The organism is Deltaproteobacteria bacterium (assembly GCA_016235345.1).
Taxonomy (GTDB): domain Bacteria; phylum Desulfobacterota; class Desulfobacteria; order Desulfobacterales; family Desulfatibacillaceae; genus JACRLG01.
Window position 1 is genome coordinate 16,109 of record JACRLG010000027.1, and the last position, 24,405, is coordinate 40,513.

The following is a 24,405-nucleotide window of genomic DNA, read 5'->3' on the forward strand; positions in this document are numbered from 1 at the left end:
TTTTCAACAGACTGCTACTTTCCCGCCAGTTTCAGGGCTTCTTCAAAAACCTTTTCCGCCGTGAACCCGAATTTTTCCAGCACCGTGTTTCCGGGCGCGGAAGCGCCGAAATGGTCGATTCCCATCACCTTTCCGGCAGAGCCCGTGAAGCGCTCCCAGCCGTAGGTGACCCCGGCCTCCACGGCAAGGCGTTTCGTGACTGATGCGGGCAGCACCGATTCGCGGTAGCTTTCATCCTGGGCCGCGAAAAGCTCCCAGGAGGGCATGGAGACAACGCGGGCCTTGACGCCCCTTTCCGCCAGCTTGTCGGCTGCCGTTACGCAAAGCGCCACTTCCGAGCCGGTGCCGATAAGGATTACGTCGGGAGTCCCGGCGGTGTCCGCCATCACGTAGGCCCCCCTGGAAAGCCCGGATGCTGCCGAGTACCTGGTCCTGTCGAAAACCGGCAGGTTCTGGCGTGAGAGGATGAGGGCCACGGGCTTTTTGAGGCTTACCGCAGTCTTCCAGGCTTCCACCGTCTCGTTGGCGTCCGCCGGACGGATGACGGTAAGCTGTGGGATGATGCGCAAGGATGCGACGTGCTCCACGGGCTGGTGCGTGGGGCCGTCCTCGCCCACGGCAACGGAGTCGTGGGTCAGAACGTAGATTGCCGAAATTCCCATGAGGGCTGCAACCCTTATGGCCGGGCGCATGTAGTCGGAAAAAACCAGGAAGGTTGCGCAATACGGAATCACGCCTCCGTGCAGGCTCATGCCGCTTGTAATGGCGGTCATTGCGTGTTCCCGCACACCGAAGCGGATGTTGCGGTTATCGAAATGAAGGGGCTCAAAATCGCCCGTGCCAGCAATGATGGTGTTGTTGGATGGGGCAAGGTCCGCCGAGCCGCCCAGCATGGTTGGAATTTTGGCGGCTATGGCGTTCAAGGCCTTGCCGGAGGCCGCCCTTGTGGCGACGGGCTTGGTTTCCGGGCCGAAAAAGGGAAGGTCCGCGTCCCAGCCATCCGGCAGTTTACCGGCAAGAAGGGCCTCGTACTCTGCGGCGATTTCCGGGTGGGCCGCCTTGTATGCGGCAAATTTGCCCTCCCAGTCCTTCTGGGCCTTTTGGCCCTTTTCCACGCAGCCTCTGAAAACCGAAAGGGCCGTGTCCGGAACCGTGAAGGGCTCCTCGTAGGGCCAGTTGAGATTCTTCTTGGTGATCAGAATTTCTTCAGCCCCCAAAGGTTCCCCGTGGGCCTTGGGGGAGTCCTGGCGCGCCGGGGAGCCGTGGCCAATGTGGGTTTTTACCATTATGAGGCAGGGGCGGTCCTTGTCCTCCTTCGCCTCGTCAATGGCGGCGGCAACGGCGGAAAGGTCCGTTCCGTCGGCCACCTTTATCACCTGCCATTTGTAAGCTGTAAAACGCGCGGCCACGTCCTCCGTAAAGGTGATGTCGGTTTTGCCCTCAATGGAAATCCCGTTGTCGTCGTAAAGGCAGACGAGCTTGGCAAGGCCGAGGTGCCCCGCAAGGGATGCCGCTTCGCCGGAGATGCCCTCCATCATGCACCCGTCGCCGCAGACCACGTAGGTATAATGGTCAACCACAGGGTGTCCTGGGCGGTTGAAGCGCGAGGCCAGAAAGCGCTCGGCCATGGCCATTCCCACGGCGTTTGCCACGCCCTGCCCAAGGGGGCCGGTGGTGGTTTCAACGCCCTTGGTGTGGCGGTATTCGGGGTGCCCTGGAGTCAGGCTTCCCCACTGGCGAAAATTTTTGAGATCGTCAAGGGCGAGGTCGTAGCCGGTGAGGTAAAGCAGGCTGTACAGAAGCGCCGAGGCATGGCCTGCGGAGAGCACGAAGCGGTCCCGGTCGGGCCAGGAGGGGTCTTTCGGGTTATGCTTCAAAACCCTGGTGAAGAGCACCGACGCGGGCGCGGCGAATCCCATGGGGGCTCCGGGGTGGCCGGAATTGGCCTTCTGCACCATGTCCATGGAAAGTGTGCGAAGCGAGTTGACACAAAGCTCGTCCAGATCAATCTTGCTCATGGAAAATGTCCTTTCAGGCGGATTCGATGTTTCGCAGGGTTTTTGCTAACACGCTCGCCCCGCGATTGCAAACTGCCATTTTGGGATACGATTTCCAGACTTTCGGCAAACATATCTGCCACTTCTTTAACGGGCGGTCAACGTCATGGGCGAAAATTTTTGAAGAAAATCGCCATATTGTTGGGTTTTGCATTCAAAACAGTAATTTGCCGATTGTAAAATTTTTATAAACGGCTTGGTGTTAAGCCTGAATAAAAACGATGAAGCGCAAGGAACGTGAAAAGCCAATGAGCCAAGCGTACTAAATGTACGTGGCGGAATTGGCTTTGAAACGTGACACAGCGATTCGCGTTTTTAGACGGGCGGTTAAGGGTTAGCTCTTGACGCGGAGTGTTCAAGATGGGATTAAGAAGGGTTTTTTAACCGCAACATGGAGCACAAGAAAATGGATCACGATTTTTCCGAAATTTTCGCCCGTTACGAGGCCCTTAGAGCCCAGACGGATTCGGCCTTTCTCCGCGTAAGCGAGGCCCACCCGGACTGCGTCGCCTGCAAATCCGGCTGTGCGGACTGCTGCCACGCCCTTTTTGACCTGTCTTTCATCGAGGCGCTTTACATCAATTCCAAGTTCAACAGCGAGCTGGATGAAAGCAGCAAGGGAAAAATCCTGGAACGCGCCGATCAGGCGGATCGCAAGATAGCCCTCATCAAAAAGGAAGCCTATCAGGCCGTCAAAAAGGGCAGAGAGGCCGACGAGGTCCTTTCCCGCGTGGCCTGGGAGCGCGTGCGCTGCCCCCTTCTTGGGGATGACGACCGCTGCGCCCTGTACGAGCATCGCCCCATAACCTGCCGCCTTTACGGCATCCCCACCTCCATCGGCGGCAAGGCCCACACCTGCGGAATGAGCGGCTTTGCGGAAGGGACGCCCTACCCCACCGCCAACCTGGACGCAGTCCACGGACGCCTTCTGGAGCTTTCGACGGAAATCGTCAAAACCCTCCCAACCAAATACATCGGCCTTACGGACATGCTGGTGCCGCTTTCGATGGCGCTTCTAACCATCTATAACGACGAATACCTGGGCATCAGAAAGCCCGCACCGGAGAACGGCGAACCCCAAAAAGCCGGAGATACCGGGAAAGGGGACTGAAAATGGCCATGACCGAGGAGGAGGAAGGCAAGAAAAAGGCGGTCTTTGACCAGATGCGCCCAAGGAACCAGGCACATATCCTTAAAAAGGGCTATGACAAGTGGGACCCCTTTCTGGTGCCCAAAGACCCCATAGACATAAGGAAGGACGCCACCAGCCGAACCACCCAGCAGCTCGTGCGGGAGTTTCTCCAGGAAAGGCAGGGGGACGCCCCTTCCCACGCCTTCAGCCGGGGTGTTCTGGAACTGGCCCTGGGAATAGTGAACAACGAGGAGCGCTTCATAGGCATGTTCGAGTTCGCGGCTTGGTATCAAAGGCTTCTGGAGCGGGAAAAGGGTGGAAAATAACCCTCTGCCTTCATCCTTTGTTTTGGGCGCGGTAAGCCTTTCCGGGCGTGCGACGCCTTCCGAGATCATCCAAAAGGCGATGCTTTCCGGATTTTCGAGCCGGGAAGCCAGGAACGCTCTAAAGAAGCTGGTGGACGGCGGCGCTCTTGAGTATGTCTGCGAAAACGCCACAGTTTATGCTGTTCCGTCCTTCGCGGCTCCGGTAAGGGTGGGGAGGCGGCTTTTCCTGTGCAGGCCGGGCATGGAGCACTCGCTTCCGTTTGAGGGCGCGATCCCGGTTATTTTGAGGGAGGGGGCCTCCTTCGGAAGCGGCAGGCATCCAACAACAAGGCTTTGCCTTGGCCTTCTGGACGAGGTTATGGTGGCCATGCCGGAAACCCTGTGCGAACAGGCCCTGGACGTTGGCACGGGAAGCGGGGTTCTGGCCATAGCGGCTGTAAAACTGGGCATAAAAAGGGCCATCGGCCTTGACCGGGAACCTGACGCAATCGCCGAGGCCCGCAATAACGCGGCCCTAAACGGCGTTTTTGATCGAATAGTTATAAGCGGAGGCGACGCAGGGGCGGTTTCCGGCGGGTTCTGCCTTATTCTGGCAAACCTTCGCGCGCCAACGCTTGTTTCCCTGGCGGGTTTTTTTTCGGAAAAGCTCCATAAGGGCGGCTTTCTGGTGGTTTCGGGCCTTCACCCCGAAGAGGCGGATAATTACGAGGCAAAAGCTCAGACAGCAGGTTTGCGGCTGTCCGAAAGGCGCGATGAAGGCGCATGGAGCGGCCTTTCCTTTCAAAAATCAACGGGTTGAACCCTGAAACCGGGATGCGCCCAAAGGACGGACTAAGATGGAAGAAAAACCCAAAAACGTTGAAGAATACATCGCCAAGTGGCAGGACGCGGTCAACCTGAACCCCGGCTGCGGGCATTCCCGCTACAACCTTGCAGTGGGGCTCATCGGCCTGCACCGTTTTGAGGAGGCCATAGAGCACCTTCAGGAAGCCCTGGAAAACTCCCCCAACCTTGCCGAAGCCTACGCACAGCTTGGGGCCATAGCCTTGCATCGCGGCGATCTTGAAGGCTGCCTTCAATACAACCGCATGGGCGTCAACTCCCGCGCCGGTTTTTCCGTGGGCTGGGCCAACATCGGCTTCTGCCTGCTTCAAAAGGGCGAGGTGGAAGAGGCCGAGCGGGCGCTCCGTAAGGCCATCGCCTATAATCCCAAGTTCATCCAGGCTTACACGTCGCTTGCTTCCGCCTACTTCATGCAGGGCCTTATTGAAGAAAGCATCGAGGCCTGCCGCAAGGCCCTGGAGCTTTCCCCCGAATTCGCCGTGGCCCACGCCAACCTGGCCCTGGCCCTCCTTGAGCAGGGCAACGCGGCGGAAGCGGCCCATCACAGGGATGAGGCCAAAAAGTACGGCTACGAGGTGCCGGAAGGGCTCTCTACTCAGATAGATGCGGCCTTGCAGGCTGACGGGGGTTAGAAGCCTGCCTGAAACGCAAACTGCTGTGTCATCCATGAGGGTATAGCCCCTGGTGGCCAAGGCTTTTTCGTTGCCGGGGCGCGCCAGCGCAAGAGGTTCTTTTTTGAGAGTAACCGCCAAGCCTTCCGCGCCGCTTGAATTGGCGGGATATTTTTGAAAGCGGACACAAACCGATCTTTTTGGCCGGATGGAATCGGGTTTGCCCATGAAAGAGAATCTGGCGATACGATCCAAAATCTGGATAGAGGACGCCGACGGCAAGGTGGTCATAGGCTTCGGCAGGCTGCGGATGTTAAAGGCCATAAAACGCCACGGCAGCCTGCACGCGGCGGCCAAGGAGCTTAAAATCGGCTACCGGGCGCTCTGGGCCAGAATTTCCGCCACCGAGGAAAGGCTGGGAGCCCCCCTTCTGATCAAAAGGCAGGGCGGGGCGTCGGGGGGAGGCTCGGCCCTGACCCCCCTTGGCGAAAAACTTCTTGATGATTTCGAGAAGATCCACACGCAGGTTGAAAAAACCGCCGACACTCTTTTTGCGGAAACATTCGGGAAGGACAGTCAGGAGCCTTACGATTGAAAACCTTAAAAGGCTTTTGCAGCCAAATGCTATGCCCTATCCAACAGCTATAAATGCAGCTATTCCGGCTATTACAACACAAGGCAAAAGCTGTAAAAACCATTTATACCGATAATTTTTCAAAAGCGCCAAACCGGAAAAAATTAACGAAACTGTCAATGGCGTAAATGCGAAAAAAAATACCCACGTCCATGCTCCTTCACACATATGAATATGCTCTGGCGGTATGAGTAATTCTATCAACGCCGTGATGCTGAGATAACCGGTAAAAATCGAAAAAAGCAATTCAATGAATCCGAAAATTTTTGAACATTTTGCCGCCATTTATGGATGCGCTCCAAATAGCTTCGTTTCGCAGAGCTTTTCCCCAACAGCATTTAGCGCCTGTAAAAAGGGGGCAGGGCCAAGAGGCCCCGCCCATTTATTTTTCAAGCCTTGGGTTAAAACCTCGGAACCCGCCGTTCCGGCACGAAATCAGGGGCCTTTTTGCCTTCGGCCACTTCGGGGGAGACATAGAGCAGGCAGTAGCAGCTTCCGAACTCGGCCACGTCATCCGCCCTGTATTTGCAGGGGCAGAAGATGTCCGAATCGATCTCCCGGTCGCCCAACGCAAGCCGGCAGGGGCAGGACATGTAGCCGAAGCGGGCCTTGTTCTCGATGAGCCCTTCCAGGACCTCGAAAACCCGCTTTTTGTCCGGGTTGAAAAAATACCCCTTGGGCTCCTGGATTTTTTTCAGGGTTTCATACAGCTTTTCCGCGTCCGTCATTGATCCAAGGCCTTTCTTATTGCCTCTTCCTTGAAGCCCACTATCACGGTGTCGCCGATGATTAAAGTGGGAAAGGAAAGGTTGGGGTTCACCTCCCGCACCGCCTCTATGGCTTCCTTCCTGGCGTCACCGTCCAGCCTGTCCACGTCAACCGCGTCAAAAGGTACCGAACACTCGTTCAAAAGGGCCTTGGCGCTCTTGCAATGGCTGCACGTGCTAAGAGTGTAAATTTTGATCGGGGGCATATGGGGCCTTTCCCTTAAGGTTATTGATTAGCACTTGAAAGTCCGCTAAAAATAATACGCAATGCGTTCTTTGGCAAGCCCCTTTCACAGGTTAGCCCATCATGGCTGATTCCGACATCATCCTTGTTTTCGTGCGCCTTCCAAGGCCGGGAGAGGTTAAAACCCGGCTCGGAAAAACGATGGGAAACAGGGCCGCTGCCGAAATCTACAGGGCCTTTGCGGAGGATGTGATGGATACGGTGAAATCAACCGGTTTCGCCTTCCAGGTCCATTTCTCCCCGCCCGGCGAACAAGAGGCGGTCCGGGCCTGGCTGGGCGGCGTCGATCTTGTCCCGCAGACGCCCGGAGACCTTGGAGCGCGGATGCGAAACGCCCTTGCCGGGGCCTTTCTAAACGGGGCGGAACGGGCGGTGGTTATAGGCTCGGACTCGCCCGACCTGCCAAAATCAGCGCTTTCGGAAGCCCTGGACGCCCTAAAGCGACACGACGCGGTGATCGGCCCGGCGGGCGACGGAGGCTATTACCTCATAGGTTTTTCCAGCAAGGGCTTTTCGCCGGAGGCCTTTTCCGGCCCGGAATGGGGAACCGGGGGTGTTCTGGCCGACACCCTAAGGATTCTGGAAAAAGCCGGGGCGAGCCTTCACACGCTTCCGGCCCACTGGGACGTGGACACCAAAGAAGACCTTGATCGTCTGATGGAACGCGCCAAAGGCTCATCCTTCATGGAATCGCGCACCATGGCGGCCTTATCGGGGATTCTGCCGTGAAGCTCTCCGTCATCATCCCCACCTTGAACGAGGACAAACGCCTGCCGGGGCTTTTGAATTTTCTCGCCGGAAAAGGCCTCGAAATCATAGTGGCCGACGGCGGAAGCGGCGACGGAACAGCCGCCATTGCACGCTCCTTCACGCCACTGGTCGTGATCTCCCCTCCTGGTCGCGGAATCCAGATGGCCCGTGGCGCAAGGCTCGCAACCGGCGACGTTTTGCTTTTCCTGCACGCGGACACCCTGCTTCCGGGCGCTTTCAAGGCCATTATCGAAAGGGCGCTTTCAAGGCAGGGGGCGGTTTTCGGGGCCTTCCGGCTGGACATCAGGCCCATCTCACCCGCCCTTCGCCTCATCCGGCTTGGGGCCAACCTGCGAACCCGGCTTTTCTCGCTTCCCTACGGAGACCAGGCGGTTTTTGTCCGGCGGAGCGTTTACGAAAAACTGGGGGGCTTTGCCGAAATCCCCATAATGGAAGACGTCGAACTCGCCCTCCGCCTCAAAAAGGCCGGGCGCTTCGTAATGGCAGAGGGCAGCGCCGTGACCAGCGCCCGCCGCTTTGAAAAGGAAGGCGCGTTAATGGCCTGGCTCAGAAACCAGAACCTTTTATGGCGCTATCTTCTGGGAACCCCGCCGGAAAACCTGCTCCCGCGCTATCGCCCCGTAAGGTGAAGGCTCTGCCTTAGAGTTCATCGGCTGAAAAAGCCTCGCCGTGACCGGGATATATGATTCTCGCCCCCCTGTCCAAAAGGAGCCGCCAACTGTTGTGCAATATATCTATATTTTCGGCAAAGGGCGGCTTGCGGGTTTTGGCCAGAAAAGGAAGCTCGTTATAGGCGAGATCGCCCACAAAGGCCCGCCCGTCGTCCGTGAGAACTGTGATCGAGTCTTTCGTGTGGCCCGGAGTTGGAATGGCCCTGGCCGAAAAGCCCCAGGGCTCAAGGGATGTTTCTTCGTTTACGTAAAGGTCCGCCCTCACCGGCTCGTAGCGGGTCACCCAGGCCGTGACTGACGGAAACCTTCGGGCCAGCCGCACCAACTGGCGGGTGAGGAAAATCTGCCCGCCGGGAATCGACATTTCCCCGTGTGCCAGGGCATCGGCCCCGGCCTCGTGAACCATCACGGGACACCCGCTGGCCTTAACCACCCCGGCAAGCCCGCCCACGTGATCGTAATGAACGTGGGTGACGATGCCGAGTTTCAGCATGTCGGGCCGTATGGCAAGATCGTTCATTTTTTGAACGATACGTCCGCCCGCGCCGGGGACTCCCGCATCGATCAGAACGTATCCGGCCCGGCCCTTTAAAAGGTAGGCCCTGGCCATGCCGAGTTTCAAGGTATGGATCGTGTCCAAAATTTTGCTCCCGAATTTGAACCACAGGTTTAGGCAGGCCTTTTTGCGCCCGGTAATCATTAAAATCGAGCCCCCCCGGCCCTGGAGGCAAAATCGCAGGTCACCGCCGTTGACGCGGACGCCTTAGTCTGATAGCATGGAAAGATGACGGGAATAAGGCTTATCCGTGCAAATTCTCACAGGCGAAAAAATCGGCGCATCAGGCACGATGTTGAACCGGCCCCTGCAAGGTCCGGGCAAATCTGTCAACGCATGAAATAATTCTTACCGGTTCATCGTTCGATTAATCAATATAGGCTTTGGCAACCCGAAAAATATATAGCGAAAATCTGCCATGCGAGCCCCCAGAATACTGATAGCCCTGCCTGATGAAAACAAGCGCCGGAGCTTGTCCGAGTGCCTGATCAACTGGGGCTACCAGATCACGCCCGCCTCCGACGGTTTAAGCGCCTGGGACATCATAGAAAACGACGGGATATGGCTGGTTATCGCAAGCGTGGCGCTTGCGGGAATCGACGGCCTGGAGCTCACCCGGCGAATCAGGGCCGCCGGTCTTTCGTCCTACCTCTACGTGGTTCTCATTACAAGCCAGGAAAAGGAGGCCGACCTTCTCCAGGCGATGGAGGCCGGAGCCGACGAATTCGTCCTGGAGCCCTTCGGCCCGGAGGAAATCAGGGCCAGAATCCTGGTGGCCGAACGCATACGCCAACTGGAGGAAAGCCTTGAGCTTCGGCACAAGGAGCTCTGGGAGACCAACCAGCGCTTAAGCCGCGCCCAGGACGTGATCACCCGCGACCTGGAAGCGGCGGCGCGAATCCAGCAGGGGCTTTTGCCCGTTTCCACCAACAACCTTTACGGGTACAGCTTCGAGTCCCTGTTCATTCCGTGCAACGTGGTGGGCGGGGACATGTTCAACTTCTTCCCGGTGGACAGCCAACACCTGGCCTTCTACCTCCTGGATGTTTCGGGCCACGGGATACCGGCTGCCATGCTTTCCGTGGCGGTTTCCAAGACCATATCGTCTCTTCCCTTCCACGAAAACCTGCTCAGGGGCGGTACCAGCGATCTTCCGGGCCACGAGATGACCTCTCCGGCCTCTGTGGTGCGCGAGCTGGACCAGCTTTTCCAGACCAACGCCCTCATGGAGCAGTACTTCACCATGATCTATGGGGTCCTCAACAAGGAGACCGGCGAGACCTGCTTCACCCAAGCGGGCCACCCGCATCCGGCCTACGTGCCCCACGTGGGCGAGCCTCACCTTGTGGGCGCGGGCGGGCTTCCGGTCGGGCTTGTACAGGATGCGGATTTCGCCGAAACCAGCATGGTTCTTTACGAAAACGACAGGCTCTTTCTGTATTCCGACGGCATAGTGGAATGCTCAAACCAGGAAGGCGCGCGTTTCGGAACAGACGGCCTTCTGGGCTTTCTCACCCACAACAGGGACCTTCCCCTTCACATGCTCATGCGAAGGCTGGGGGAGGAAATTTACCGTTTTCACGGCAGCGACAATTTTGAAGACGATATGAGTGTCCTCGTAATCGAACGCAACGGCTCTTAGGAAGCCTGTATAAAAACGCGAACTGCTGTGTCAGGCATCGTAGCGCGGGTCGGTCATATACGAACAGTATTATTCCTCCCCGCGCTTCTCGCCTTCCTTGCATTTCATCGTTTTTATCCAGGCTTCTTGCCAACCCATTTAACAGGCGATTACATGCCTACAAGTTAGTAATGTTTATCACAGACAACTCTGCGCGGCGTTTTTGCGTGAGATAAATCGGGAGACGGGTTTCAACATGAGCGTAACGGAAAAAGAGGCTGCATCCAAAACCGAAACAATCGGCGGCGAATCCAACGACTTTGTAAGGGCTGCCGTGGCCGAGGACGTGGCAAACGGAAAAAACGGCGGGCGGGTCCACACGCGTTTTCCGCCGGAGCCCAACGGGTATCTGCACATGGGCCACGCCAAGAGCATCTGCCTCAATTTCGGAATAGCGCGACAGTTCGGCGGAAAATGCAACCTGCGCTTCGACGATACCAACCCGGCGAAAGAGGACGTGGAATACGTCAACTCCATTAAAGAGGACGCCCGCTGGCTTGGGGCGGACTGGGAGGACCGCGAGTTCTACGCCTCCGACTACTTCGACAGGCTCTACCTCTTTGCCGAGGAACTGATCCAAAAGGGCCTTGCATACGTGGACTCCCTTTCCGCCGAAGAGATCAGGCAATACCGGGGAACCCTCACCGAGCCGGGCAGAAACAGCCCTTACCGGGACCGGTCCGTGGAGGAAAACCTGGACCTCTTCCGGCGCATGAAGGCAGGCGAATTCCCCGACGGAACCCACGTCTTGAGAGCCAAAATCGACATGGCTTCAAGAAACATAATTCTGCGTGACCCCACCATCTACCGCATAAGGGCAGCCCATCACCACCGGACAGGGGATGCGTGGCGCATCTACCCCATGTACGATTTCACCCACTGCCTCTCGGACGCCCTTGAGGGCATTACCCACTCGGTCTGCACCCTGGAGTTCGAGAACAACCGGCCCCTCTACGACTGGGTGCTTTCTAACGTCTCGGCCCCCTGCCACCCGCGCCAGATAGAATTTGCCCGGCTCAACCTCACCTACACGGTTTTGAGCAAGCGAAAGCTCATCAGGCTAGTTTCAGAGAACAGGGTTTCCGGCTGGGACGACCCGCGCATGCCCACCATCTCAGGGGTGAGAAGGCGCGGGATTCCGCCTTCGGCTATTCGCTCCTTCTGCGAAAAAATCGGCGTGGCCAAAAGAGACAGCACCGTGGATGCCGCCCTTCTGGATCACTGCATCCGCGAGGACTTGAATCCAACGGCCCCCCGCGCCATGGCGGTTCTAAGGCCGATAAAGGTAATCATCGAAAACTACCCGGATAATTCCGTTGAGGAACTCGACTGCCTAAATCACCCGGAAAACCCGGAAATGGGCAGCCGCATGGTCCCCTTTGCACGGGAAATCTTCATCGAGGCGGAGGATTTCATGGAAGAGCCGCCCAAGAAGTATTTCCGGCTCTCCCCTGGCCGGGAGGTTCGGCTACGCTACGCCTATTTCATAACATGCACGGGCGTGGATAAGGACCCCGAAACCGGGGCCATAACCGCCATAAGGGCGACCTACGACCCTGCCACACGGGGCGGAGACGCTCCCGACGGCCGCAAGGTGAAGGCAACCCTGCACTGGGTGGCGGGCCCCACAGCTTTTTCGGCCACGGTGAGGCTTTACGATCACCTTTTCACAAGGCCCGACCCGGACGGGGAGGAGGATTTCACCGCCTGCATCAACCCGGCTTCGCTCGAAACCCTTACGGACTGCCGCCTGGAGCCATCCCTCAAGGCCCTGGGGCCGGGCGAGCGGGTGCAGTTCGAGCGGCTGGGCTATTTTTTCACCGATCCCGTCGAGAGCCGCCCCGGCGCTCCCGTCTTCAACAGGATAGTGGGCCTTAAGGACGCCTGGGCGAGGATAGTCAAATCGGGGAAGACCGAATGAAAACCACCGGTGCAATGGCGGGTAAATTACCGCGCACGGTGGTTGTGTTAGGGCTGGTGAGCTTTTTCACCGACCTTTCCTCGGAGATGATCTACCCCCTTCTGCCGGTGTTCCTGGCCGGGGTTCTGGGGGCCGGCCCGGCCATTCTGGGCCTTATTGAAGGAGTCGCCGAAACCACGGCATCGGTGCTGAAACTGGCTTCCGGGTACTGGGCGGACAGGCTCAAAAAGCGCAAGGGCCTGGTTCTTCTGGGCTACGGGATTTCAAGCATCGCCCGGCCCCTGGTGGGGCTGGCCCTTTCCTGGCCCTTCGTGCTGGTTCTCCGGTTCACCGACCGCGTGGGCAAGGGCATACGCTCGTCACCTCGGGACGCCTTAATTGCCGACGCGGCCCCGCCCGAACGAAGGGGCGAAGCCTACGGCTTCCACCGGTCCATGGACCACGCAGGAGCTGTTGCTGGCCCCCTGGTGGCCGCCCTTCTCATGGGGGCCTTCGGGATGTCCATGAGGCATGTCTTTTTGTGGGCGGCCCTTCCCGGAGTGGTGGTGATAGCCCTGATACTTGCGGGCGTGCGGGAAACGCCGAAAACGGCGGCAACCGCCAAGGCGGCCAAGGCCGCAAAAACGGAGTCAGGCGAAACGGGCGGGCTTTTCACGCCCGATTTCAAGCGCCTTCTGGCGGCCCTGGCCATTTTCACCCTGGGTAACTCCACCGACGCCTTTCTGCTTTTAAGGCTTTCCAGGGCAGGGGTTTCGGTCCAGGGCGTGGCATTCATGTGGTCGGCCTTTCACGTTGTCAAAATGGCCTCCACTTATCTTGGCGGGCGCGTTTCAGACCGGCTTGGCCGGAAGGGGATGATTCTTTCCGGCTGGATTCTCTACGCGGCGGTCTACGCCGCCATGGGAGTCATTGATAATACCGTCGGCGTGATTACGATCTTCCTGATTTACGGCCTCTACTACGGGCTCACGGAGCCCTGCGAAAAGGCCTGGGTGGCCGATCTGGTTCCTCCGAACGCGCGCGGCAGGGCCTTTGGCCTTTATAACGGAGTCGTGGGCATAACCGCGCTTCCGGCAAGCATTCTTTTCGGCCTTTTGTCCGAAACCCTGGGAATGCCTGCGGCCTTTTTCACCGGAGCCGGTCTGGCCGTGGCCGCATCATTCCTTCTTGCGGGCGTGGCGGCTCCCAAAAACGGGGTATGCGAAATAGCCGCCTGACCTTTTGAGCTTATCCCTAAATAATATTTACATTCGATTGTGGCTTCATCCCAACCAACTGTGTTGCCCTCCTCACGGCATCGCTCGCTATGCCGTGAGGAGATGCGCCTTGTTGGTTGGGCGAATCCGCAATCTCGCTGTCACAATCTTATTTAGGGATAAACTCTTAGGACCAAAGCCTTTTCCCGTGCGCCGGTATGGGGTGGGATGAACGGGTTTTTAGCCGGGCGCGATTTTTAATTTGTTGAATTTTTTGATATAAAGGAGCGAGAGTGATGCAGCCTGACGAAAAGAAATGCCCCCTTTGCGGGGAAACCATAAAAATGAGCGCCGTCAAATGCAGGTTCTGCGGGGAGTTCCTGGACAAGGCCCAGGAAGCCGCCCAAGGCGCGGCGGGCGCTGGCAGGCAGGCCGAAGGCGGGGACAGCAAAGTCTATTACCAGGGCAACGTTTCCAAGGTTCTGCTTCTGGGACCTTATGCCTACGGAATCTTCGTCTTCATCATGTCCCTGGTCCTTTTGTTCATGCTGGAAGGGTCAAAGCGCGAACTTGGCTATTACGCGGCGGGAATACTCATCCTGTCCTGGGCGGGATATTTCCTGGCCAAATATTTCCAGTGGAAATCCAGGTCATTCAGGGTCACCGGGGAGCGCGTTGAGAGCGAAACAGGAATTTTGTCCAAAAGCATAGTTAACATCGACATGTGGCGGGTGCGCGACATCCGTTTCGAGCAGACCATTTTCGAAAAAGTGCTGGGCGTGGGCTCGGTTTCCTTTTTTACTCCCGAAAAACCGAACGCCCCGCTGGTCATAGGACCCATAAAGGAGGCCAGAAAACTGTACGACATAATGAAGGAGGTGCAGGTCACGTCAGACCGAAAAAGGGGCGTCGTGCGCCTCGAATCATGATTCTTTTGTTTCAGGCCGGGCATTTTAAGCGGAATCTGTATAAGATGAGATGCCGCTTTGGGGAGCGGCGGATTGAACGGACATCCCACTGACTTATTCATCAATGCAATTGAAGGCAAATACGTTCACTAAAGGAGGCTTTCATGGCCAAGATAATGCTCTTCATAGACGGTACGTGGTTGTACGCAAATAACAGAAGGCTAAGTGAATCCTACGGGGACGCCAGCTACAGGGTGGATTTCGGAAAGCTGCCGTCGGTTCTCGCCGAGGAGGTGAGCCAATACCTTGGAAAAGCCGACATAGACGTTGTTCGCACCTACCTCTTTGCAAGCTATGCAATAAATTACAACCCCTTGGATGAGGACGCGGTTTTGCGCCGCAAGGATTTCTTCGACATGCTGAAGGAGGAATACCATTACGAGGTCGAGGTTTTCCCCATAAATTACATTGGCCGCAGGCTCAGGAAGACCGACCGTGACCCCGGCGACACCTTCGAGCCCAAGGAAAAATGTGTCGATATAGCCCTTGCAACCAACATGCTCTATTACGCGGCCATTCCCCAGGCCTACGACATAGCCATAGCAGTTGTGGGCGACCGCGATTTCATGCCCATGCTTCAAAGCGTGCGCCGCCTCGGAAAACGTGTGGCAATAGCCAGCATAAAGAACTCCTGCGCACCGGAATTCGCCGATCCGCACGACGACGCGCGGGTGAAGGACTACGACATCATCTGGCTGGATGACCTTCTGCAGAAACTGGAGCTAAAGTGGGAGCGCCACCAGTTGAAGTGCGAGAGCCCCGTTCACAAGGGGAATCCTTTGGTCTGGACCACCTTCCACCCTAGGAAGAACCAGAAGTTCTACTGCGACATCTGCCGCCAGGAGATTTCCCGCCAGCGCTACGCCGGGTACCAGGATTACGCGCCCCCGCCCGCCGAGCCCGGCCAGGAAAATCTTCCACCCATGCCCTCCGCGCCCGCAGTCCGGATTCCGGGCGTGATAAAGAAGCTCTTCAACGACCGGGGATTCGGCTTCATCTCGACTGAAATCGGCGACTATTATTTCCATCTCACCGACCTGGTGCCGGGTCTCGATTTTTCCGAATGCATGGAAAACCTCACGGTGGATTTCGAGGTCAAGCGCCCCCCGGCCAACGGCAAGGCGGGAGCTGCCCAGAAGGTGGGACGCCACAACCCGGAACTGGGCATGGCTTATCAGCCTTCCGAGTATCCGCCAGACCCCTACGCGGACGAGGATCAGCCTATGGACGCCCCTGGCGAGTCTTACGATGCCGCCCCTGTCGAGGCAGGCGATGAAGGCGAGCCCGCTCAGCCGGACCCGGCCCCCCCTGCTGCTCCCAAAGACGAAGACTTTTTCGACGACGAGGAAGACGGCCAGTTGAAGTATATAAAATGATATGGTAACCGTTTCCAGTGCGGCATTTGAACTGCCCGCCGGGACATCCTTAAAAACATCAAGACCTGGAGAAAGAGACAGTGGCGAACCCCATAGCCCTTTTCGAGACCACAATGGGCGATTTCATGGCTGAAATCTATTCCGACCTCATGCCCAAAACCGCCGAAAACTTCATCAAGCTCGCCAAAAGCGGCTTTTACGACGGCCTTCACTTCCACCGGATCATAGACAACTTCATGCTCCAGTTCGGATGCCCGGAAAGCCGCGATCCCAAAAGCCCGCGCTGCGGAACCGGCGGCCCTCCCTGGGGATGCGTGGAAGACGAGTTTCCCGAAAACGCCAAGTTAAGCAACGAGCCGGGCACCCTTTCCATGGCCAACACGGGCCGCCCCAACTCCGGCGGAAGCCAGTTTTTCATCAACCTGGTCCATAACGATTATCTCGACTGGTTCGCCCCCGGCCCGTCCAGGCACCCGGTTTTCGGAAAGATCACCGAGGGTATGGACATCATAAAGAAAATCGGCAAGGTGGCCACCGACCGCAGCGACCGCCCGGTCACGCCTGTAAAGGTGATAAGGATCACCGTGGAAGACTGAACCTTTTCTCGTCAACTGCCGTAACCAGGGCGGGGGCCTTCCAAAAACCGGGGGCGCCCGCCTTTTTCATCCCCCAGGAAAGCAGAAAGGCCGGGAACGATGTCGTTCCCGGCCTTTTGCATCCAGCGGCAACTTGAGGATTGTCACCTCCCCCTTCCGGCTACCTCGTCAGGAGCTTCACGGCGGTTATCATGGCCACGTCCCTGGGATAGCGGGTCTTGGGGTCCAGCTTCAAAAGGGCCGCCGTGGTGCGCTCATCGGTGTCGGCCAGAAAATCCGGCAAGAGCCCGTTGGTCTGCCAGCTTCTCCCCTTGGGCGAGTACATGGCCCCGGTTATGAATTTCACCCGATAGCCATTATCAGTGGCGAAGGTTGTCTCGAAAACGCCTTTTCCGTAGGTGCGCCCGCCCACCAGAAAGGCCCTGCCGTGATCCTGGAGCGCCGACGCCACCACTTCCGCAGACGAGGCCGTGCCCCTGCCGATCAGCACGGCCATGGTGAACCTTGCGGGGTTTTCGTTGGACGAGGCCACTGCCCGGACCTTTGAATCCTTTTGAACCACGCGGATCATGATGGACTTGGCGGGCAGAAAAAGCTCCGAGACCTTTAGGGATTCCTCGAAAATGCCGCCCCCGTTGCCCCTCAAATCCAGAATCAGCCTGCTCACCCCCTGGGTTGCCAGCTTGTCCAGTTCCGCTTTCATTTCATCGGCAATTCCGAGGGTGAATTTCTTTAGCTCCATGACGGCGGTGGTTGCATCCAAGAGGGTGACCACCAGGTTCTGGGTGGCCACTTTCTGGCATTTCAAGGTGACCTCGAAGACCTGTATATCGCGGTTCACGGTAAGGGCCACCTGGGTTCCTTCCGGGCCGTCCAGAAGCTCCGAGACCTCGGTAATCTTCTTTCCTGCAAGGCTTTGGCCGTTTATGCGCAAAATCCGGTCATGGGGCTTCAACAACATGTCAGCCGGGGAATCGGGCATGACCTCACTTACGGTAAGGCTCCCCTCCACCGGGTTGAAGGTTGTGCGGATGCCGATGGAAACCTGCTCGCCCTTCAAGCTGTCCACAACCTGGGCGTACTGGTCCGGGGTCCACAACTGGGCCAAGTCCGGGTGCTCCGGCGGAGACACGTGCCTCAGCATCCCCTTTATGGCCGCGTAATAGAGGGCGTCCTCGGTGAGGGTTGGGCTGTAGTAATTTTTAAGAATGAGCCCCCTGATCTCCTCGAAGGAGGCTTTCGCCTCCGGGATGTCCTGGGAAAGGGCCACCGGGAAAAGGGGCTTTATTGCCGCCTCGTCCGAGGCCAGGACGATGGAGGAAAAGAGGATGAAGGCTGCGCAGAAAAGGAACGCAAGGGGCCGCTTGGCGAGTTTTGGCATCATGGCCGGGCATCCTTTGTCTTCTTGGGATACTGGAAGGAAAATGTCGGGGCGGAACCTGGACCTTTGGGGGCTTGAACGGACGGAGCCGGAAAGCGGCGGATGGAACGGCATCAAAAAAGGGGCGGCGAATTCGCCGCCCCTTGTCACGCTCTGCACATATTTTTCGCGTCCGCATGGCCATGCCGACCGGACCGGTTGAAGGCCAAAAAATCCGGCCTGTCAACCTTTCGGGTCAACGGGGCTTGCGGATGCCACCGGTGTTACGCCGGGGTTTCGACGGGCTCTGCGGCCTTGGCCGGAGCTTCCGGGGCCTTTTCCTTGCCTGCGGCCTTCTTGTCGGCCTTCTTGCGCCCGGCAAAGGTCTTGTTGCGCTTTTCCTTCTTGAACTCTATGGGCTCGCCCACGAGTTCGATCAGGGATATGGGCGCCTTGTCTCCGGGGCGTAAGCCGATCTTGGTGATGCGGGTGTATCCGCCGTCAACCTGGCCGAAGCGGCCCGATGCCTCGAAGAAAAGATGATGGACGATGTCCTTTTTGCGTATCACCGCCATTGCCTGACGCCTGGCGTGAAGATCGCCCCTCTTGGCCAGCGTGACCATCTGGTCGGCCCAGCGGCGAAGCTCCTTGGCCTTGGCGTCGGTGGTGCGGATTTTTCCGAATTCGAAAAGGGCAGTCACGAGATTCCTGAAAAGGGCATCGCGATGGGCTACCGAGCGGCCTAATTTTAGTCCGGCATTCCTGTGTCTCATGGGTTCGCCGAATCTCCTTTGATTTCTTTTTCTTCAGGTGGAACGAACCCCTCCAGCTTCATCCCGAAGGAAAGGCCCATGTCGGAAAGAACTTCCTTGATTTCATTCAAGGACTTGCGTCCGAAGTTCTTCGTCTTGAGCATTTCGTTTTCGGATTTCTGAACCAGTTCCCAAATCCTGTGTATGTCGGCGTTTTTTAGACAGTTGGCGCTTCTTACGCTAAGCTCCAGCTCATCCACGCTTCTGTACAGGTTCTCGTTGAAAACCGGGTTGGAGCTTTCCTCGCGGAAAACCACCTGTTCGGGTTCGCCTTCGTCCTCGAAGGTGATAAAGATGGAAATCTGGTCCTTCAGGATTTTCGCGGCAAAGGCCACGGCTTCCTCGGGCCGGATGCTTCCGTCCGTCCACACCTCGAAGGTGAGCTTGTCATAGTCGGTTTTCTGACCCACGCGGGCGTTGCCCACCACGTAGTTGACACGGCGTATGGGTGAAAACACCGAGTCGATGGCGATGGTGCCGATTGGGTCTTCTTCGTCCTTGTTTGCCTCGGCCAGCGCAAAGCCCTTGCCCAGCTTGCAGTTCATCTCGATGCGAAGATTCGACCCCTCGGAAAGGGTGGCGATCTTGTGATCGGGATTGAGCACGGTGACGTGGCCGTCCGGGCTTGAGATGTCACCGGCAAGGACCGGGCCGGGAGTCTGCTTCTCAAGGATGAGCTTGCGGGGGCCGGCGTCGTTCATGGAAAGCCGGACTTCCCGCAGGTTCATGATGAATTCGGAGACGTCCTCCATCATTCCGGGAATCACCGTAAACTCGTGCATGACGTTTTCGGTGTAGATGGAGGTTATGGCCGCGCCGTGGAGCGAGGAAAGGATGATGCGGCGAAGCGCGTTGCCAAGGGTAAGGCCGTATCCCCGCTCCAGCGGCTCGCATACGAACTTCCCGTACGTGGGCGTGCTTTCCACTTGAACCTTCTGGGGCTTTATCAGCTCCTTCCAGTTCATGCTCATGAGCTCCTTTGGCATGTCATTCTCCGCAGTTTATCAGCCCGTTCAAAAGGCTTGTTTTGACGGTTTTCATGACGCCGGCCACAAAATTGGCTTTCGGCGCCACGACTGGCAAGGCCATAAGCAAGGCTTAAGTTGAAGGATGCGGCCAGGCCGCAAAAAAGAACACCTCGCACCAGAAACAGGCTCTACTTGGAGTACAATTCCACGATAAGCTGTTCCTGCATGGGCATGGTGAGCTCTTCCCTCATGGGGTAAGCCTTGACCGTTCCCGTAAACTGCTCTTTGTCCAGTTCGAGCCACTGGGGAACGCCGCGCCTGACGGCAGCCTCCAGCGCTTCAACGATTACGACCGTCGTGCGGCTCTTCTCCTTCACGGAAATCTTGTCGCCGACCCTTACAAGCGCGGACGGTATGTCCACCCTTTTGCCGTTGACGAGAAAATGACCGTGACGGACGAGCTGCCGGGCCTGATTCCGGCAATTGGCGAAGCCAAGCCGGAAAATTATGTTGTCCATCCTTCTTTCGAGAAAGACCAGAAGGTTGGTGCCGGTGACGCCCTTTTGGCTGTCCGCCTTCTCGAAGGTAAGATGAAACTGGTTTTCGGTCAGGCCATACATACGCTTGACCTTTTGTTTTTCCCTCAACTGGATGCCGTAGTCGGAAACCTTGGTACGCCGCTGACCATGCTGTCCGGGTGGAAAGGATCTGCGGTCGAATGCGCATTTTTCCGAGTAACAGCGGTCACCCTTGAGAAAAAGCTTCAGGTTCTCACGCCTGCATAACCTGCAGGCTGCACCGGTATAACGTGCCACCCCAAACCTCCGTAGTAATTCGTGGTTCCTTTGTCCGATGAAAGAAGAAGCCCCTTAAACGCGGCGTCTCTTCCTGGGACGGCAGCCATTGTGGGGGATGGGCGTGACGTCCTTGATGAGTGTCACGGAAAGTCCCGCAGTCTGAAGGCTGCGTAGGGCCGATTCCCGCCCTGATCCCGGTCCCTTGACATAAACTTCAACCGTTCGCATTCCCTGTTCCACGGCCTTCTTGCCGGCGTCTTCACCGGCCATCTGGGCCGCGAAGGGCGTGCTTTTGCGGGAACCCTTGAAACCGGCGACTCCTGCCGATGACCAGGACACCACGCCTCCCGTGGGATCGGTGATGGTGACGATGGTGTTGTTGAAGGTGGATTGGATATGTGCAACACCCACCGGAATGTTCTTTTTTTCCTTTTTACGGCTGACCTTGCGTTTGGCCATGGCTTTTCGAGCGCCTTTCGCACATGATGACGCCAATCATCGATTTTGACGGCGTCTGTCCGGTTTAAGTGATTTCCGGATTTTTTTGTCGCAGCCAGTTCATGAAACGAAATGACTGCGGGTTTTCGGGTGTAACCGGCGTCAAAAGCCCGGCCCTTTGCCCGTTACTTCTTCTTGGCTGCCGACTTTTTCTTGACAGCGGCCCTGCGCGGACCTTTTCTGGTCCTTGCATTGGTCTTGGTCCTCTGCCCGTTTACGGGAAGGCCTTTTCTGTGCCTCAAGCCCCGGTAGCAGCCCAAGTCCATGAGCCTTTTTATGTTCATGGAAATAACGGACCGCAATTCACCCTCAACACGGTATTCGCCGTCAAGAACCTTACGAATCTCGTTGATCTGGGATTCGGTGAGATCGTCGGTGGATGTGTTGGGGTCAACATTCACCGCGTCAAGGATCTTCTTCGACGTGGAACGCCCGATTCCGAAGATGTAGGTGAGTCCTACCTCGATGCGCTTTTTTTTCGGCAGGTCAACGCCCGCGATGCGTGCCATGGATGCCTATCCTTGTCTCTGTTTGTGGCGTCTGTTCTCGCAGATCACCCGGACGACGCCCTTCCGTCTCACGATCTTGCATTTCGGGCAAATCTTCTTCACGGATGCTCTAACCTTCATTGTAAACTCCCCTTCATGAAAACGGCCCGGATCACTTGGACCGGTAGGTGATCCTCCCCCGTGTCAGATCGTAGGGAGAAAGTTCAACCGTCACTTTGTCTCCGGGAAGAATCTTGATGAAATGCATGCGCATCTTGCCCGAAATATGGGCAAGCACCATGTGCTTGTTCTCCAGTTGAACCTTGAACATGGCGTTAGGCAGCGTTTCGGTAACCGTGCCCTGAACCTCTATGGCTTCTTCCTTGGACATCCTTCTTCCTTAATCAATGAGGCTCAAAACGAGCGGACCGTTTTCCGTGACCGCAACAGTGTGCTCAAAATGAGCCGACAGCGAACCGTCCCTGGTCACCGCCGTCCATCCGTCCGAAAGAACATCCACCTCGTGCCCGCCCGCGTTGACCATGGGCTCGATCGCAAGGGTCATTCCGGCCCTTAGGACCGGCCCCTGGCCCGGAGTCCCGTAGTTGGGAATCTGCGGGTCCTCATGCAGGCTGCGGCCAATGCCGTGGCCGACAAACTTTCTGACCACCGAAAATCCGTCGCCTTCCGCGCTCTTTTGAATGGCGTGGGAGATGTCGGAAAGGCGTCTTCCCTCTTCCACAAGCGAAATGCCGACAAGAAGCGCCTGCTCGGTTGACTTGATCAACCGCCGGGCTTCTTCAGATACTTCGCCGATGGCTATGGTTATGGCCGAGTCCCCGAAAAAACCCTTGTAGGACACCCCGTAATCCATGCTCAGGATGTCGCCCTCGCAAAGGGGGCGGGACGCCGGGAACCCGTGCACCACCTGTTCGTTGACCGAGGCGCAAAGGCAGAACGGATAACCCCTGTACCCCTTGAACGCGGGCACGGCCTTGTTTTGCCTGCACAGCTTTTCGGAGAGAGCGTCAAGCTCAAGGGTGCTTACCCCAGGCTTCGCCTCCTCCCGCAAACGACCCAGAATCTCGGCCACGATGCGGTTTGCCACCCGCATCTTTTCGATTTCCTTGGGGGATTTTACAATTACCATCTTTTGCTTACGAACGCCCCTTGACCCGCATTCCCTTTTTCAGAAAGCCGTCGTAATTTCTCGTTATCATATGGCTTTCCATCTGGCTCAGGGTGTCGATGGCCACGCCAACCACGATGAGGAGGGCCGTTCCGCCAAAGTAGAACGGAACCCCGGCCTGGATGCTCAAAACCGAGGGAAGCACGCACACTGCGGAAACGTAAAATGCACCTCCAAGGGTAATGCGCGTAAGCACCCTGTCAATATAGTTGGCGGTGCTCTTTCCGGGCCTGATGCCGGGAATGAATCCGCCGTGCTTTTTGAGGTTGTCCGCCACGTCCACCGGGTTGAACTGAACCGCAGTGTAGAAGTAGCAGAAAAACACGATCAGTACAACGTAAGGCACCTGATAGGCCCAGGAGCCGCGCATCATGTGCTCGGCCACTACCTTCAGCCAGCCGACGTCCACGAAACTGCCTATGGTGGCTGGCACCATGAGCACGGACGAAGCGAAGATGGGGGGAATGACGCCCGACGAATTGATCTTCAAGGGCAGATGCGTGCTCTGCCCCCCGTACATTCGCCGACCCACCACCCGCTTGGCGTACTGCACCGGAATCCTTCTTTGGCCCGATTCCACGAAAACGATGATGAAAATGACTCCCACCATGATTACCAGGATGGAAAGCATGATGAACACCGACATGTCGCCGTTCTGCACAAGGCGAAGGGTCTTGAACACCGCGTTGGGAAACCTTGCGATGATTCCTGCGAAAATTATAAGCGAAATGCCGTTGCCGATGCCTCTTTCCGTTATCTGCTCACCAAGCCACATAATGAAGGCGGTGCCGGAGGTGAGCGTGATGACGGTCATTATCCTGAAACCCCAGCCGGGTTCTATAACGATGGAAGCCCCGGACGCCGCCTTCATGGCCTCCAGGCCCACGGCTATGCCGAATCCCTGGATGATGGCCAGAACGATGGTTCCGTAACGGGTGTACTGGGTAATCTTCTTGCGTCCTGCAGCGCCTTCTTTGGACAGCCTCTCAAGGTGGGGTACGACCACCGTAAGAAGCTGAAGGATGATTGAAGAACTGATGTAGGGCATGATTCCGAGGGCGAAAACCGACAGATTCTCGAACGCGCCGCCCGAAAACATGTCGAAAAGCCCCAGTAGGGTGCCCCGCTGAGCGGCGAAATAGCTGGCAAGGGCCGTGCCGTCGATTCCTGGCGTGGGTATGTGAACACCCACGCGGTAAACGGCGATAAGGGCCAGGGTCACCAGTATCCTGCGCTTCAGCTCAGGAATCTTCAGTATGTTGCCGAATCCGCTGCCGACCATGCTTTATTCCGCCTCGACCGGTGGAGTTGAAGCCTCGATGGTTCCGCCCGCGTTCACTATCTTGTCGTATGCAGCCTTGGACCACTTGTCGGCCTTCACGGTGACAGCGTGGCTGATGTCGCCGTCGGCCAGTATCTTTATGCCGTCGGGGCGACCGGAGACGAGGCCCGCGTCGTAAAGGGCCATTTCGTCGATCACGGAGCCGGCCTCAAAACGGGCCAGGTCGCGCACGTTGACAATGGCGTAGATTTTCCTGTCGATGGGCTTGAAGCCGCGCTTGGGGAGCCTGCGATGAAGGGGCATCTGGCCGCCTTCAAAACCCACCCAGGTGTTGCGGCCAGCACGGGCCTTGGCGCCCTTGCAGCCCTTGCCCGCGAAGGTTCCGGTGCCGCTGCCCGGCCCACGGCCAATGCGCTTTCTGTTTTTCTTCGCTCCCGCAGGGGGAGCCAGCTCGTGCAGTTTCATCTTGTTCTCAAGCCTCCGTGACCTTCACCATGTCGCAGACTTTATGGATCATGCCCCGGATGCAGGGGGTGTCCTCAAGAACGACCGTGCGGTGCATCCTGGTAAGTCCCATTCCCCGAAGCACCTTGCGATGCTTTTCGGGTCTGGTGATCATGCTCTTTACCAGGGTGACGGCGATTTTTTTGTCAGCCATGAT

Annotated in this window: 30 protein-coding genes; 13 read left to right on the forward strand and 17 right to left on the reverse strand. The window is 57.3% G+C overall.

From position 1 onward, the window contains the following. Window positions 1–14: 14 nt before the first annotated feature. Complete coding sequence (tkt, locus tag HZB23_13480; GenBank protein MBI5845667.1) at window positions 15–2,018, reverse strand: transketolase; 2,004 nt, start codon at window positions 2,016–2,018, stop codon at window positions 15–17. A 445-nt stretch (window positions 2,019–2,463) separates the two neighbouring features. Between tkt and HZB23_13485 the strand changes: the two genes are divergently transcribed. The 5 genes from HZB23_13485 (at window position 2,464) to HZB23_13505 (ending at window position 5,564) form a co-directional block, all read left to right on the forward strand. Further along, window positions 2,464–3,168 (forward strand): YkgJ family cysteine cluster protein, encoded by a 705-nt coding sequence (locus HZB23_13485; GenBank protein ID MBI5845668.1) that lies wholly within the window; start codon window positions 2,464–2,466, stop codon window positions 3,166–3,168. A 2-nt stretch (window positions 3,169–3,170) separates the two neighbouring features. Continuing rightward, the gene (locus HZB23_13490) at window positions 3,171–3,515 is read left to right on the forward strand and encodes a hypothetical protein (protein ID MBI5845669.1); all 345 of its coding nucleotides are present in this window, start codon (window positions 3,171–3,173) and stop codon (window positions 3,513–3,515) included. Next, window positions 3,505–4,314: a 50S ribosomal protein L11 methyltransferase gene (locus tag HZB23_13495; protein MBI5845670.1), complete on the forward strand. Its 810-nt coding sequence runs from the start codon at window positions 3,505–3,507 to the stop codon at window positions 4,312–4,314. The genes HZB23_13490 and HZB23_13495 overlap by 11 nt, the downstream gene beginning before the upstream one ends. Before the next feature lie 37 nt (window positions 4,315–4,351). Then, the gene (locus tag HZB23_13500) at window positions 4,352–4,990 is read left to right on the forward strand and encodes a tetratricopeptide repeat protein (protein ID MBI5845671.1); all 639 of its coding nucleotides are present in this window, start codon (window positions 4,352–4,354) and stop codon (window positions 4,988–4,990) included. Window positions 4,991–5,177: 187 nt separating this feature from the next. Then, window positions 5,178–5,564: a LysR family transcriptional regulator gene (locus HZB23_13505; protein MBI5845672.1), complete on the forward strand. Its 387-nt coding sequence runs from the start codon at window positions 5,178–5,180 to the stop codon at window positions 5,562–5,564. A gap of 36 nt (window positions 5,565–5,600) precedes the next feature. On the opposite strand, the gene HZB23_13510 is transcribed toward HZB23_13505, so the two are convergent. The 3 genes from HZB23_13510 to HZB23_13520 all read right to left on the reverse strand — a co-directional run bounded on the left by HZB23_13510 (window position 5,601) and on the right by HZB23_13520 (window position 6,576). Then, a complete protein-coding gene (locus HZB23_13510; GenBank protein ID MBI5845673.1) occupies window positions 5,601–5,888 on the reverse strand; it encodes a hypothetical protein in 288 nt (95 codons plus the stop codon). Between the two features lie 116 nt (window positions 5,889–6,004). Next, complete coding sequence (locus tag HZB23_13515; GenBank protein ID MBI5845674.1) at window positions 6,005–6,331, reverse strand: ferredoxin:thioredoxin reductase; 327 nt, start codon at window positions 6,329–6,331, stop codon at window positions 6,005–6,007. After that, the gene (locus HZB23_13520) at window positions 6,328–6,576 is read right to left on the reverse strand and encodes a glutaredoxin family protein (GenBank protein ID MBI5845675.1); all 249 of its coding nucleotides are present in this window, start codon (window positions 6,574–6,576) and stop codon (window positions 6,328–6,330) included. Before HZB23_13520 ends, HZB23_13515 begins: the two co-directional genes overlap by 4 nt. Window positions 6,577–6,677: 101 nt before the next feature. Here HZB23_13520 and HZB23_13525 point away from each other — a divergent pair, with 101 nt between their 5' ends. Next, complete coding sequence (locus HZB23_13525; protein MBI5845676.1) at window positions 6,678–7,343, forward strand: TIGR04282 family arsenosugar biosynthesis glycosyltransferase; 666 nt, start codon at window positions 6,678–6,680, stop codon at window positions 7,341–7,343. Next, window positions 7,340–8,014: a TIGR04283 family arsenosugar biosynthesis glycosyltransferase gene (locus HZB23_13530; protein ID MBI5845677.1), complete on the forward strand. Its 675-nt coding sequence runs from the start codon at window positions 7,340–7,342 to the stop codon at window positions 8,012–8,014. Before HZB23_13525 ends, HZB23_13530 begins: the two co-directional genes overlap by 4 nt. A 10-nt stretch (window positions 8,015–8,024) precedes the next feature. Here the strand turns inward: HZB23_13530 and HZB23_13535 are convergent, their stop codons facing one another. After that, window positions 8,025–8,696 (reverse strand): MBL fold metallo-hydrolase, encoded by a 672-nt coding sequence (locus HZB23_13535; protein MBI5845678.1) that lies wholly within the window; start codon window positions 8,694–8,696, stop codon window positions 8,025–8,027. Between the two features lie 334 nt (window positions 8,697–9,030). Here HZB23_13535 and HZB23_13540 point away from each other — a divergent pair, with 334 nt between their 5' ends. The 6 genes from HZB23_13540 (at window position 9,031) to HZB23_13565 (ending at window position 16,350) form a co-directional block, all read left to right on the forward strand. Continuing rightward, window positions 9,031–10,254 (forward strand): SpoIIE family protein phosphatase, encoded by a 1,224-nt coding sequence (locus HZB23_13540; protein ID MBI5845679.1) that lies wholly within the window; start codon window positions 9,031–9,033, stop codon window positions 10,252–10,254. 235 nt (window positions 10,255–10,489) lie between these two features. Continuing rightward, complete coding sequence (locus HZB23_13545; GenBank protein MBI5845680.1) at window positions 10,490–12,214, forward strand: glutamine--tRNA ligase/YqeY domain fusion protein; 1,725 nt, start codon at window positions 10,490–10,492, stop codon at window positions 12,212–12,214. A gap of 14 nt (window positions 12,215–12,228) precedes the next feature. After that, window positions 12,229–13,431 (forward strand): MFS transporter, encoded by a 1,203-nt coding sequence (locus HZB23_13550; protein ID MBI5845681.1) that lies wholly within the window; start codon window positions 12,229–12,231, stop codon window positions 13,429–13,431. A 275-nt stretch (window positions 13,432–13,706) separates the two neighbouring features. Further along, complete coding sequence (locus HZB23_13555) at window positions 13,707–14,339, forward strand: PH domain-containing protein (GenBank protein MBI5845682.1); 633 nt, start codon at window positions 13,707–13,709, stop codon at window positions 14,337–14,339. Between the two features lie 143 nt (window positions 14,340–14,482). Then, window positions 14,483–15,754, forward strand: coding sequence for an NYN domain-containing protein (locus HZB23_13560; protein ID MBI5845683.1), 1,272 nt, complete (start codon window positions 14,483–14,485; stop codon window positions 15,752–15,754). An 80-nt stretch (window positions 15,755–15,834) separates the two neighbouring features. After that, window positions 15,835–16,350 carry a peptidylprolyl isomerase gene (locus HZB23_13565; GenBank protein MBI5845684.1) on the forward strand — a complete coding sequence of 172 codons (516 nt, stop codon included), beginning with the start codon at window positions 15,835–15,837 and terminating at the stop codon, window positions 16,348–16,350. A 160-nt stretch (window positions 16,351–16,510) separates the two neighbouring features. On the opposite strand, the gene HZB23_13570 is transcribed toward HZB23_13565, so the two are convergent. From HZB23_13570 to rpmD, 12 genes are all read right to left on the reverse strand, one after another. Continuing rightward, window positions 16,511–17,734, reverse strand: a complete 1,224-nt coding sequence (locus tag HZB23_13570; GenBank protein ID MBI5845685.1) for a PDZ domain-containing protein — start codon at window positions 17,732–17,734, stop codon at window positions 16,511–16,513. A 260-nt stretch (window positions 17,735–17,994) separates the two neighbouring features. Then, window positions 17,995–18,483 (reverse strand): 50S ribosomal protein L17, encoded by a 489-nt coding sequence (gene rplQ, locus HZB23_13575; protein ID MBI5845686.1) that lies wholly within the window; start codon window positions 18,481–18,483, stop codon window positions 17,995–17,997. Beyond that, on the reverse strand, window positions 18,480–19,508 hold the full coding sequence (locus HZB23_13580) for a DNA-directed RNA polymerase subunit alpha (protein MBI5845687.1): 1,029 nt from the start codon (window positions 19,506–19,508) through the stop codon (window positions 18,480–18,482). Before HZB23_13580 ends, rplQ begins: the two co-directional genes overlap by 4 nt. 170 nt (window positions 19,509–19,678) lie before the next feature. Further along, window positions 19,679–20,305 carry a 30S ribosomal protein S4 gene (gene rpsD / locus HZB23_13585; protein ID MBI5845688.1) on the reverse strand — a complete coding sequence of 209 codons (627 nt, stop codon included), beginning with the start codon at window positions 20,303–20,305 and terminating at the stop codon, window positions 19,679–19,681. Between the two features lie 54 nt (window positions 20,306–20,359). Next, window positions 20,360–20,746 carry a 30S ribosomal protein S11 gene (rpsK, locus tag HZB23_13590; protein ID MBI5845689.1) on the reverse strand — a complete coding sequence of 129 codons (387 nt, stop codon included), beginning with the start codon at window positions 20,744–20,746 and terminating at the stop codon, window positions 20,360–20,362. A 164-nt stretch (window positions 20,747–20,910) separates the two neighbouring features. Continuing rightward, window positions 20,911–21,294 (reverse strand): 30S ribosomal protein S13, encoded by a 384-nt coding sequence (gene rpsM, locus HZB23_13595; protein MBI5845690.1) that lies wholly within the window; start codon window positions 21,292–21,294, stop codon window positions 20,911–20,913. A gap of 6 nt (window positions 21,295–21,300) precedes the next feature. Further along, window positions 21,301–21,414 (reverse strand): 50S ribosomal protein L36, encoded by a 114-nt coding sequence (gene rpmJ, locus HZB23_13600; GenBank protein ID MBI5845691.1) that lies wholly within the window; start codon window positions 21,412–21,414, stop codon window positions 21,301–21,303. A 31-nt stretch (window positions 21,415–21,445) separates the two neighbouring features. Next, the gene (infA, locus tag HZB23_13605; protein ID MBI5845692.1) at window positions 21,446–21,664 is read right to left on the reverse strand and encodes a translation initiation factor IF-1; all 219 of its coding nucleotides are present in this window, start codon (window positions 21,662–21,664) and stop codon (window positions 21,446–21,448) included. A gap of 9 nt (window positions 21,665–21,673) precedes the next feature. Beyond that, window positions 21,674–22,423 (reverse strand): type I methionyl aminopeptidase, encoded by a 750-nt coding sequence (map, locus tag HZB23_13610; GenBank protein ID MBI5845693.1) that lies wholly within the window; start codon window positions 22,421–22,423, stop codon window positions 21,674–21,676. Between the two features lie 7 nt (window positions 22,424–22,430). Beyond that, window positions 22,431–23,744, reverse strand: coding sequence for a preprotein translocase subunit SecY (gene secY / locus HZB23_13615; protein MBI5845694.1), 1,314 nt, complete (start codon window positions 23,742–23,744; stop codon window positions 22,431–22,433). A 3-nt stretch (window positions 23,745–23,747) separates the two neighbouring features. Next, a complete protein-coding gene (gene rplO / locus HZB23_13620; GenBank protein MBI5845695.1) occupies window positions 23,748–24,209 on the reverse strand; it encodes a 50S ribosomal protein L15 in 462 nt (153 codons plus the stop codon). 7 nt (window positions 24,210–24,216) lie between these two features. Continuing rightward, window positions 24,217–24,402, reverse strand: coding sequence for a 50S ribosomal protein L30 (gene rpmD, locus HZB23_13625; GenBank protein ID MBI5845696.1), 186 nt, complete (start codon window positions 24,400–24,402; stop codon window positions 24,217–24,219). Between the last annotated feature and the right edge of the window lie 3 nt (window positions 24,403–24,405).